The organism is Mesorhizobium sp. WSM4310 (genome assembly GCF_007003935.1).
Taxonomy (GTDB): domain Bacteria; phylum Pseudomonadota; class Alphaproteobacteria; order Rhizobiales; family Rhizobiaceae; genus Mesorhizobium.
Genome location: NZ_VFTA01000032.1, coordinates 56358 through 67054 on the forward strand (window position 1 = coordinate 56358; position 10697 = coordinate 67054).

The following is a 10697-nucleotide window of genomic DNA, read 5'->3' on the forward strand; positions in this document are numbered from 1 at the left end:
AAGGTGTGTTGAGATAGGTGAGCACCGGCCTACGCCCAGCCGTAGCCTTAGCTGCCACGCCGTTCACGAGTGCTTCGGCCGGCGAAGGCCGGAAGCGCAGGAAACCACCGTTTGCAGACCGGCATCACCTGAATATCAATGCACCTAACCGCCGACCATCAGCTTGACGACCTCATCATGGTTGGTCTCGGAAATCTTGCGCTCGCCGGCCTGGACGCCGCGCCGCAGCACGACGATACGGTCCGAGACAGCGAAGATGTCCTGCAGATTGTGCGAGATGAAGATCACGCCGCGTCCTTGTGCCTTGAGCTGGTGGATCAGCGAGATCACCTTGCGCTGCTCCGGCACGCCAAGTGCGGCGGTCGGTTCGTCCATGATCAGGATCTGCGCATCCCAGTAGACGGCGCGGCCGATGGCGACGGCCTGGCGCTGGCCGCCGGAGAAATTGCTGACCGGAGCCTCGAGCCGGCTGACATGGAAATCCAGCCGCCCCATCGTTGCCTTGGCCGCTTCGGCCATCGCCTTGCGGTCGAGCACCGGCAGGAAGCCGAACGCCTTGCGCATCGGTTCGCGGCCAAGGAAGATGTTGGCGCCGATCGACAGATTGTCGGCGAGCGCCAGATCCTGGTAGATCGTCTCGATGCCCTTTTCGCGCGCCTCTTGCGGCGTCGCGAACGTCACCGGCTGACCCCGCAGCAGTATCTCGCCACCCGTCGGCTGAAACACCCCCGATATCGCCTTGATCAGCGTCGTCTTGCCGGCACCGTTGTCACCGGCCAGCGCCACCACTTCGCCCGGCCGCACGGCCATGGAGAAGTCGTTGAGCGCACGCACGGCGCCGAAGTGCTTCGACAGGTTGCGGACTTCCAGCAGGGGCGCGTTCTGGTTGGTGCTATTCATCCTGACGGGCTCCACTGAACCGGCGCTGCGCCTGGTCGATAAGGACGGAAATGATGATGACGACGCCGACGGCGATGAACTGCCAGAACGGCTCGACATTGACGAAGACCAGCCCGTACTGGATGACCGCGATCACCAGCGCCCCGGCGACGGTGCCGAAGATGGTGCCGGAGCCGCCGAACAGGCTGGCGCCGCCGATCACCACCGCCGCGACGCTGTCGAGCAGCAGGGGTTCGCCGGCCTGTGCGGCGCCCGCCGTGAAGCGCGCGGCATAGAGCGCGCCGCCAAGGCCGGCGCACATCGCCGACAGCACATAGAGCCGCAATATGTGGCCCCTGATGTCGATGCCGGCCCGCCGCGCCGCCTGCACATTGGCGCCGATGGCGTAATTGTGCTGGCCGAACCGGGTCTGGCTGAGCAGGTAGTGCATGACGATGACGAAGATGGCGGTGATCAGCACCAGATAAGGGATGCCATAGAACTTGCCGTTGCCGAGCAGCGCGAACCAGGAGTTCTGCACTGGCACGGTGGTGCCGCCGGCAAGCAGGAAGGCGGCGCCGCGCGCGACGCCGAACATGCCGAGCGTGCCGATGAAGGGCGGCACCTTGAGCCGCGAGATCAGCAGGCCGTTGATGACGCCCGGCACGCCGGCGACGATCACCGAGGCAAGGATGCCGGCCAGCATGGCCAGCGGCAGGGGAATGGCTGCGCCCGCTATATTGGTGGCATGCGCGGCGATGACGGCGGCCAGCCCCATGATGAAGCCGAGCGACAGATCGATGCCGCCGGAAATGATGACGAAGGTCTGGCCGGTCGCCAGCAGCAGCGGCGCCACGGCGAAGATGGCGATGGACTGCAGGTTGAACGGGTTGAGGACGAAGGTCGCGCCGAAGGCGAGCCGCGACCAGACCTCGAAACAGATGAGCAGTCCGGCCAGGAACAGCCAGGCGCGGCCTTCGGCGATGCGTGCGACCAGGCTTCGGGCCGGATCGCCATGGTCGGCCTGAGGGGCGACATGCTTCTCGGCAGGCTGGGCTGGTGATGTCGAGGTCATGGATACTCCGCGGCGCCTTCAAACAGGTCTCGATTGGCGAGGGACCCGGTGCAGGCTCCTCCCGGCGGGCCGGGAAGAGCCAGACTGTGCTGGACTTACTCGGAGTAGAGATACTTCGAGATGTTCGGGTCCGCGATGTTGGACTTGTCCATGATCGTGAAGCCGGTGCCGATGGTGACCGGGATCGAATGGCCGGTCAGGTGGGCATAGGCCGAGACGACGCCGTAATAGCCGATCTCGGCTGGATGCTGGGCGATCGCCACGTCGACCAGGCCGGTGTTGATGTTGTCGACGATGCTGGTCGGCGCATCGAAGGCGACGACCTTGACTGTGCCGGTCTGTCCCGCCTGCTTGACGCCGTTGGCGGCACCCAGCGCCGAGAACAGATTGGCGCCGAAGACGCCGACCAGGTCGGGATTGCGCGCGAACACCGCCTGCAACTGCGAAGCCGCCTTGTTGGCGTCGTCATCATTGAACTGGGTTTCCAGCACGGTGATGCCCGGATGCTTGGCCATCTCCTTCTTGAAGCCTTCTTCACGCTGGTCGGTGGTCGAGATGCCGGGCTTGACGTTCGAGACGTAGACCTTGCCCTTGTCGCCAATGGACGTGGCCAAAGCCCGCGCCGCGATCTCGCCGCCCAGCACATTGTCCGACGCGATGTAGGACAGCGGGAAATCGGCATCGCCGGCGCCGGTCTGGTAGACGCCGCTGCCGATGAAAGTGTCGACGGTGATGACCGGAACGCCGGCGTCATTGGCCTTGCGCAGCGGCTCGACCAGCTGAACCTTGTCGGTCGGCGCGATCAGGATCGCATCCGGCTTCTTGGCGATGACCGCGTCGAGCACCGGCACCTGGGTGACGGGGTTGAAGTCCGGCGCACCCTGGAAGACCAGATTGACGCCAAGCGCGTCGGCCGCCGCCTGGGCGCCCTTGCGCATGGTGATGTAGAAGCCGTCCGTGGTCAGGCCCGGAATGAGCGCAATGGTGTATTTTTTGTCCTGCGCCTGCGCGGGCGCGATCAGCACCGTGGCACTGACGGCGAGCGCCGCGAGCGCGGCAACGATCTTTTTCATGACATCCTCCTCATTGTTGGCAGATCTGCCGTTGCAAGTGACATTGGAATGGCCGTCATCCGTTCGGATGCCGACGGCCGGGAACGCCTGTTTGCCTTTCGCGGGCAGCTCCTCCCAAGCGCCCTCCAGTCGATATGTCGGCCGGTCAGTCGCCGGCGCACCGGGCCACAGCCCCGTTCCCTAGCCTCCGCGAGGTCCGGCAAACCGTGTCCCACGCCTCGCCTTGCCGGCGGGCGTTCGAACTTGTAACACTTTGCAGAAATAAATTGCAACTCGGTTTTTCCGAGTTGGCAGTGCCGGGCTTTTCACACCGAACGACATCCGACTGCTCCGCAGAGCCCCGGTCAACTATCACCCGCGGCTTTCGGCGGCACAACTGGTTTCGTGACGGCGTCCTGCCTGGATTATTCCGTTAAGCGAACGCCGCGAGGATGGCTTGCGCCGTCTTGGTATCGGTCACCAACGTGTTGATGAGACCGGCGCGAACGGCGGCGATAATCGCCGTCGCCTTTTCCGGCGACGCGGCGAGGCCAATGACCAGCGGCACCGCGCGCAACTGCGCCGGCGACATGGCGATCATCCGGCTCTCCCCTTCCCAGGCAATCAGCGTGCCTTCGGCATCGAAGTAATGGCGAAGCACGTCGCCGGCGGCATGAACCAGCGCCTGCTCGCTCGGCGTGGCGGCGCTCGCCTCGGGGGCGTTGATGGCATGCGGCAGGCCGATGCCGACGATCGCGACATCGGTCCTCTCCCACAAAGCGACGGCATCGCGGATGGCGGTGTCGCGCAGGAAGACCTCTCGCAATTCGCTGGAAGGCAGATAGGGGGCATGGATGAAATGCGGGGTGCCGCCGAACTCCTCGGCGGCGAGCCGCACGAATTCATTGACCTGAAAATGCGCCGCCTGCTGCTGCATGCCGCCGGTGGCGGCCACGGTCAGCACGCCGGGCATGCGCGGCAGTCCGGCCCGGATGACCTCGCGCACGGCGCGCCCCCAGCCGATGGCGACGACGGAGCCCGCCACCAGCTGCGCCTGCCGGAGCAGCCCGCCAAGGGGTGCCGCGAGCGCCGCCAGCGTGCCCGCCGCCGGCGTCTCGACCACCGCGGCATCGCGCAATTTCAAGCCATCGATCAGTTGCCTGGTGATGTCCTCCGGCGTTGCCAGGTCTAGAACCTCGATGCGGACAATGCCCTCGGCCCGCGCCCGCTGCAGCAAGCGCGAAATCGTCGCGGTGGACACTCCGAGCCGGCGAGCGATATCGACCTGCGACATCTCCTCCACATAATGCAGCTTGGCCACCGTATGCAGCATCGTCCGCGATGCGGTCGCATCCTGGATGGGAGGGGAAGACAGCTTGCAATTCCTTTCAGCAACGTGTTACATACACATAGGCCGACGGGAGTTATCGCGCAAATCCAGCCAACTCGCAACGTGCGGCGGGCCGCGAGCCCGGCGAGGCGCTTTCTTCGAAGGCGATGGCGCGTCACGGCTCACTGCCGGCCAGAACTGAACATCGTTGTTTCCACGGGATCCGCGCCCTTCGTCTGGAGAGCGCCAACATCGGATTGAGACCATGACCAAGATGACCACCGCGGAACTGCGCGGCTATCAGCAGATATGTGGCAAGGACGGGGCCATGGTGGCCATCGCCTGCGACCAGCGCGGCGGCATGCGGACCCTGCTGGCGTCGGACCCGGACCAACAGGCCAAGATCACCAATGACATGCTCGGCGACACCAAGGCCGACATCACGCGCTACCTCGCCAGTGCGGCGTCCTGCGTGCTGCTCGACCCGCTCTGCGCGGTGCCGCGCATTGTAGACGAAGGCGTCCTGAACCGCGACACGGCGCTGCTCATCGGCCTCGACGCTTCCGGTTTCGATATCTCTCCCGAAGGCTACCGCCTTTCGCGCCTGGTTCCCGGCATCGACGCGCGCCGCGTCCGCGCACTCGGCGGCACAGGCGGCAAGATCATGGTGTATCTGCGGGCCGACAAGCCTGAGGCGAATGAGCACAACATCGCCATCCTGCGCCAGTGCATCGCCGATTTCGGGCAGGAAGACCTGCTGCTGGTCGTCGAGTTCCTGACCTACCAGCTCGACGGGGAAAGCCCCGAGGACTATGCGGCCAAGACGCCATGGCTTGTCGAGGAAGGCACCAGGATTTCGCTGGAGTGTGGCGCCAAGGTGCTGAAGCTTCCCTACCCCGGGACGCCGCAAGCCTGCGCCAACATCACCAAAATGGCCGGCGACGTGCCCTGGGCGGTGCTTTCGGCCGGCGTCAACCACGCGACCTTTCTCGGCCAGGTCGAGATCGCCATGCAGAATGGCGCCTCGGGCGTCATCGCCGGCCGCTCGCTGTGGAAGGATTGCATCTCGCTCGACCGTGACATCCAGCGCGAAAGGCTTAAGACCATCGCAGTGCCGCGATTGCGTGAAATCCAGGCCGTGATCGGGCACTACCGGCAGAAAGCCGCTGCCTGACAGCTGCGTTGGACGAGAGCTGTTCCGGCGAAAGTGTGAAGCGGCTTTGCGTCCGGAATTGCGCGAAAACAGATGCGGGACGCCATGCCTCAGAGCATAGGAATAGATATCGGCGGCACCAATCTGCGTGCCGCCCGCATTTCCGGTACCGGTGAAATCCTCAAGCGTGTTTCCGAAAAGAGCGCGCCCGACCCGGAGCTGGTGCTCGGCCGCATCGCCGACATGGTGCGCCTTCTCGACACGCCGGATGTGAAGGCCATCGGTGTCGGCGTGCCGGGCCGCGTCGATGCGCGGCGCGGCGCGGTGTTGTCTGGCGGCTATGTCAACCTCGCCTCGGTTGCGCTCGCCCAGCGCCTGGAAGACATGACAGGCAAGCCTGTCGTCATCGACAATGACTGCAACATGGCGCTGGCCGCCGAGATGGCGCTCGGCGCCGGGCGCGGCCATGGCAACATCGTCATGTTCACCATCGGCACCGGCATTGGCGGCGCCGTCGCCCAGGATCGGCGGATTACGCGAGGTTCGGCAACGGCGGGTCAGCTCGGCCACATCACCGTCGACGTCAATGGCGAGGTCTGCGCCTGCGGCCGGCGCGGCTGCGTCGAAACCACCAGTTCGGGCACCGCGCTCGGCCGTCACATTGCGCGCGCCGGCCTCGGCGCCGACATTTCAGTCGATCAACTCTTTGCCCGCGATACGGCCGGCGATATCCAGGCGCGCGGCATACTGGACGCCTGGGTGAAACCGCTGCGGGCCGCCATCGACACCGCCGTTGCCATGCTCGCTCCCGACCTGGTGCTGCTTGGCGGCGGGCTTGGCCGGGCGGCCCACGCAGCACTCGGCCACGCGCCGGCTCTGGCGCCCTGGTATCAATGCCAGGTCGAACCGGCACAACTCGGCGACGACGCCGGGGTGATCGGCGCCGGCCTCCAGGCGCTGGCGGGGGAGTTGCACACGTCGCCCTCGACCCAGCCCAGCCGCTCGCGGCGCGCTGTGCTCGTCAACGGCATCCCCGCCAGCGGCAAGAGCAGCGTCTCGCGCGGTATCGCTGATCGCATGGGCTGGCCGCTGCTGGCGCTCGACACGATCAAAAACCCTTTTCTCGAAGTGCTCGGTGGCGGCGACCGCCTGTTCAACCGCACGCTCGGCCGCGCCAGCTACCAGGCGATCTGGTCGGTGGTCGGCGAAGCGCCTGCCGGCACCACCTTCATCGTCGATGCCTGGTTCGGCTTCCAGCCGCGCGAGGTCCTCGAGGATCATCTGCGAAAGGCCGGCGTCGAGCAGACTTTCGAAATCTGGTGCCACGCGCCCGGCGAGGTCCTTGCCGAGCGCTATGGCGCCCGCCTCGACCAGCGCCCCGCCGGCCATCCCGGTGCCGCCTATGTTCCCGAACTGATCGAGCTCGCCAAGCGCGCCGAACCGCTGCGGCGCGGACCGCTCTTCGACGTCGACACGACGAAGCTCATCGACTTCGATGCCATCACGGCCTGGTTGCGGGCGACGATCGTCGGCGGCGCATAGACAGTCGGAAGACCCGTTCAGTCGCCGCTACAGACGTGAAGTTCCGTTCCGGCCGCTTCGATGACCGCGCGTAGTGCCGGTTGCGGTGCACGATCCGTGACGATGTCGGAAAGCGCGCTGAGCGTGCAGATCCGTTCGAGGCTGTTGCGGCCGAACTTGTCGTTGGTCACCACAAGCGCTGTGGACAGCGCGCGAGAGATCATGGCCCGCTTGACCGCCGCCGCTCCCGAGATCATGTCGCTGGGTCCGTCTGCGGACAGGCTCGACGCTCCGATGATGGCAATGTCGGCATTGTAGCGCCTGACGAATTCCACCGTATCCTCACCGACCACGCTGGCTTCTCGGCTGTCATAAGTGCCGGGGCACAGGATAACCCGAAAGCTCTGATTGGCGCCGGCCACCGAGGCCACGCCGATGGAGTTGGTGATGATGGTCAGCTCCCGCTTCAGCTGCGAGAGACTGCGCGCCACCTCATAGGTCGTCGAGCCGCCATCGATCATCACGATATGGCCTTTCTCGACCAGTCCGGCCGCGCCGCGCCCGATCCGCGCCCGCTCCTCGATCATGGTCTGGCTGCGCTCGGCGATCACCGGCTCGGATGTCACCAGCGAGATCGTCGCGCCGCCATAGGTTCGGTTGAGCAACCCCGCATCGCCAAGCTCGATAAGGTCGCGCCGGATCGTTTCGCCGGCGACACCCAGGCGCAAAGCGAGCCTGGAAACACGGATTGAGGCCGAGCGGCGCACTTCCGACAGGATGAGCTCATGCCGCTCCTTCTTCGACAGCCGGCTCTGTTCCATGATCTGCCCTCCGCGAAGCCGACAGTATTATCCATGCCGACGCTGGTGGGGAAGGAGTCTCGCAAGACCCGGCTGGGCTGCCTTGATTCGAACGATTGAAGCGGGGATGCCGGCTGGCCCTGATGCGGCTGGCGTCGGCCGGCCTCGATCGAGACACGGCCGCCGCCGGTTGATCAATAGCCGACGGTAAAACGCTGCCTGATGTGGGCAGGCTTCTCGATCTCGTCGACCATGACGATGGCGTAGTCCTCGAAGGAGATGCTGCTGCCCTTGTCGGAGACCAGTAGCGTGTCCTTGCCCAGGCGGAATTTGCCGGTGCGCTCGCCCGGGACGAACATGGCGGAGGGCGACAGGAACGTCCAATCGAGGTCGCCGACGGCTTTCAGCCTGTCGAGGAAGTCGGCGCCCTTCAGTGCCTCGGCCTTGTAGATGGCGGGGAATTCGGGGGTGTCGACCAGCCTTTTACCGGGCGCGACCTCAAGGCTGCCGGCGCCGCCGACGATGAGGTAGCGCTTCACGCCGGAAGCGCGCACTGCGGCAATCAGCGTGTCGGAATCGCTGTCCAGGAAATGCACTGCGCTGATCACCAAATCATGGCCACGGATCAGGTCGGCGAGACCTTGCCTGTCGAAGACATCGCCCTTCCTCGCAGTCACGCCGGGCAGCGCGGCAATCTTTTCGGGGTTGCGGGCAATACCGGTGACAGTATGGCCACGGTCGGAGAGTTCCTTGAGCAGGCGCGAACCGACGGCGCCTGATGCACCGATGAGAGCGACTTTTGCCATGTCCTTTTCCAGTCCTTGTTGGGGTCAGTTGGGGGATCACGCCGCCGCGATATGGGCAACGAGATTGTCGAAGCTGCCGAACAGCGCGTTCGAGCCGATGAGGCGCGGTGCATCGTTGCGGATAATTGCGAGGGAAGGCACGCCATTGGCGTGCAGGCGCTGGAACAGCGTGCGGCCGCGGCCAACCAGCTCGCCGTGAGCCGTCAGCAAGGTTTCGGTCGGCGCCTTCAACATTGCTGCTGCATCGGCCATGCCGGCATCGGCGAGCACGGCGGCCACGCCTCCGACAGTCACGATATCCCGGCCATCGACATAACGCGCGCGCTGGATAGCCTTCAGAGCGCTCAGCCGACGGTTGGGGTCCTCGAGGCCGGCAGCGCTGATGCCGAGCGTGGCGGCATGCGAGTCGAGCAAGGTGCCACGAATATTGAGGACATTGTTTCGGTACGCCTGCGTGAACTTCTGTCCGGTCAGACGCTCGATGCGCTGGTCATTCGCCCAGGCATGGGCGGCAAAGCCTTCATCCATCGGCCGCGCCCCGGCACCGGAGAACAGGCCGGTCGGCAGCAGCTCGATGCGCGAGCCGCTGGCCAAGAGCCTGTCCAGCATCGGCGTGGCGCCGTAACACCAGCCGCAGAGCGGATCGAAAAGGTAAGTTACATCTGAATTGCTCACGATCGCTGCCGTCCTCGGTACGGATTGTCGGCTGACGAGCCGCCAAAAGTCTTGGCCGTATGTGGCAGACGGAGGTCTTGCGATAAATACCACCCAATAATACAAACTGTCCGATCAGATCAGACAAAAGCAGTCGCCATGGCCGACCTTCTGAACCTCAATCGGCTCGTCTACTTCACCACCGTGATGGAAACCGGCTCGTTCACATCAGCCGCGGACCGGCTTGGCGTCGCCAAGGCCGTGGTCAGCCATCAGGTCGGGAGGCTCGAGGAGGAACTGGGCGCAACGCTGCTGCAGCGCACGACACGACGCGTCACCCCGACGGAAGACGGTCGCCTCTTTTATGATCGCGCGATGATCATCCTGCGCGAGGCGGAGGCGGCCTATGGCGAGATCTCGCACGGCGCGGTCGAGCCGAGCGGAACTCTGAAGCTGACCGCGCCGCTCGACTACGGCACCAGAGTGGTGGCGCCGGTCATGGCGGCATATCTGAAGGCCTATCCGCAAATGCGCGTCGAAGCGATCTTCGACGACGCGGTGAGCAATCTGGTCGATGAGCAGATCGATCTCGGCATCCGCGTTGGCTGGCTTACCGATTCCTCCAACCAGGCACGGCGACTGGGCACGATTAGGCAGATCGTCGTTGCGAGCCCGGCCTTCGCGGCAAGCCTGCCCGCGGATGCGAACCCGAACCAGGCACGATCGCTGGCCTGGGTCGGCAATGCCCAGCTGCGCGGCGTCGGCCAATGGCTGTTTTCCAGAGAAGGCGAGACGGTGCTGACCGAACTCAATCCCGTCGTCGTCTGCGACAAAAGCCCGGCGGCCTATGCCTGCGTGCTTGCAGGTATCGGTCTGGGTATATTTCCCGACTATGCGGTCGATGAGGATATCGTCGGGGGTCGGCTTGTGCGGATATTCGCGCAGTGGGCCTTGCCGACCGGCGGCATCCACGCGGTGTTCCCGCCGGCCCGCTTCCGGCCTGCCAAGGTGCGCGCCTTCGTCGAATTGCTCGTCGCCGCCGAGAGAAAGCGAGCACGCGGCAACGCCAGGGGGTGACGCGGCACACAGCTCGCAATGTCAGTGGAGACTTACATCGGGGCGCCTCGGCTTTGCCTGCTTGCGGACCGCTGGGCGGGAGGCAGTCGTCGGCGATCGTTGCCCTGAACGCAAAACGGCCCGCTGGTTTGAGCCAGGCGGGCCGATTGTGATTTGGTTGCGGGGACAGGATTTGAACCTGTGACCTTCAGGTTATGAGCCTGACGAGCTACCGGGCTGCTCCACCCCGCGTCACCACTAAGCGAGCTTGCTTAGGATGTAAGCGCAAGCCTACGACTAGGCTGGCCTACAGATAGGTATATGGCTCACCAAATGAAAGGGCCGCTTACGCGGCCCGTGGTCCCTTGGCG

At 65.0% G+C, this 10697-nt stretch carries 10 protein-coding genes and 1 tRNA gene; 3 read left to right on the plus strand and 8 right to left on the minus strand.

What is annotated here, in order from left to right; genetic code table 11:
• Nucleotides 1–144 precede the first annotated feature (144 nt).
• The 4 genes from FJV80_RS27265 to FJV80_RS27280 all read right to left on the minus strand — a co-directional run bounded on the left by FJV80_RS27265 (nucleotide 145) and on the right by FJV80_RS27280 (nucleotide 4339).
• Nucleotides 145–900 (minus strand): ATP-binding cassette domain-containing protein, encoded by a 756-nt coding sequence (locus tag FJV80_RS27265; RefSeq protein WP_095772389.1) that lies wholly within the window; start codon nucleotides 898–900, stop codon nucleotides 145–147.
• Nucleotides 893–1954 carry a ribose ABC transporter gene (locus FJV80_RS27270; RefSeq protein ID WP_095772388.1) on the minus strand — a complete coding sequence of 354 codons (1062 nt, stop codon included), beginning with the start codon at nucleotides 1952–1954 and terminating at the stop codon, nucleotides 893–895. The genes FJV80_RS27265 and FJV80_RS27270 overlap by 8 nt, the downstream gene beginning before the upstream one ends.
• Nucleotides 1955–2049: 95 nt before the next feature.
• On the minus strand, nucleotides 2050–3027 hold the full coding sequence (locus tag FJV80_RS27275) for an ABC transporter substrate-binding protein (RefSeq protein WP_095772387.1): 978 nt from the start codon (nucleotides 3025–3027) through the stop codon (nucleotides 2050–2052).
• A gap of 412 nt (nucleotides 3028–3439) precedes the next feature.
• The gene (locus tag FJV80_RS27280; RefSeq protein ID WP_095772386.1) at nucleotides 3440–4339 is read right to left on the minus strand and encodes a sugar-binding domain-containing protein; all 900 of its coding nucleotides are present in this window, start codon (nucleotides 4337–4339) and stop codon (nucleotides 3440–3442) included.
• Nucleotides 4340–4601: 262 nt separating this feature from the next.
• On the opposite strand from FJV80_RS27280, the gene FJV80_RS27285 reads away from it, so the two are divergent.
• Both FJV80_RS27285 and FJV80_RS27290 read left to right on the plus strand, forming a co-directional pair.
• Nucleotides 4602–5510 (plus strand): tagatose-bisphosphate aldolase, encoded by a 909-nt coding sequence (locus FJV80_RS27285; RefSeq protein WP_142877906.1) that lies wholly within the window; start codon nucleotides 4602–4604, stop codon nucleotides 5508–5510.
• 84 nt (nucleotides 5511–5594) lie between these two features.
• Complete coding sequence (locus FJV80_RS27290; RefSeq protein WP_246689063.1) at nucleotides 5595–7031, plus strand: ROK family protein; 1437 nt, start codon at nucleotides 5595–5597, stop codon at nucleotides 7029–7031.
• 17 nt (nucleotides 7032–7048) lie between these two features.
• Here the strand turns inward: FJV80_RS27290 and FJV80_RS27295 are convergent, their stop codons facing one another.
• The 3 genes from FJV80_RS27295 to FJV80_RS27305 form a co-directional block, all read right to left on the minus strand.
• Nucleotides 7049–7831 carry a DeoR/GlpR family DNA-binding transcription regulator gene (locus FJV80_RS27295; RefSeq protein WP_142877908.1) on the minus strand — a complete coding sequence of 261 codons (783 nt, stop codon included), beginning with the start codon at nucleotides 7829–7831 and terminating at the stop codon, nucleotides 7049–7051.
• A 173-nt stretch (nucleotides 7832–8004) separates the two neighbouring features.
• Nucleotides 8005–8616 carry an NAD(P)-dependent oxidoreductase gene (locus FJV80_RS27300; RefSeq protein WP_142877909.1) on the minus strand — a complete coding sequence of 204 codons (612 nt, stop codon included), beginning with the start codon at nucleotides 8614–8616 and terminating at the stop codon, nucleotides 8005–8007.
• A gap of 36 nt (nucleotides 8617–8652) precedes the next feature.
• A complete protein-coding gene (locus FJV80_RS27305; RefSeq protein WP_095792718.1) occupies nucleotides 8653–9291 on the minus strand; it encodes a DsbA family protein in 639 nt (212 codons plus the stop codon).
• Nucleotides 9292–9429: 138 nt separating this feature from the next.
• Between FJV80_RS27305 and FJV80_RS27310 the strand changes: the two genes are divergently transcribed.
• Nucleotides 9430–10347, plus strand: a complete 918-nt coding sequence (locus tag FJV80_RS27310) for a LysR family transcriptional regulator (protein WP_142877910.1) — start codon at nucleotides 9430–9432, stop codon at nucleotides 10345–10347.
• Nucleotides 10348–10501: 154 nt separating this feature from the next.
• Here the strand turns inward: FJV80_RS27310 and FJV80_RS27315 are convergent.
• Nucleotides 10502–10578 (minus strand) — tRNA-Met (locus tag FJV80_RS27315).
• Nucleotides 10579–10697 lie beyond the last annotated feature (119 nt).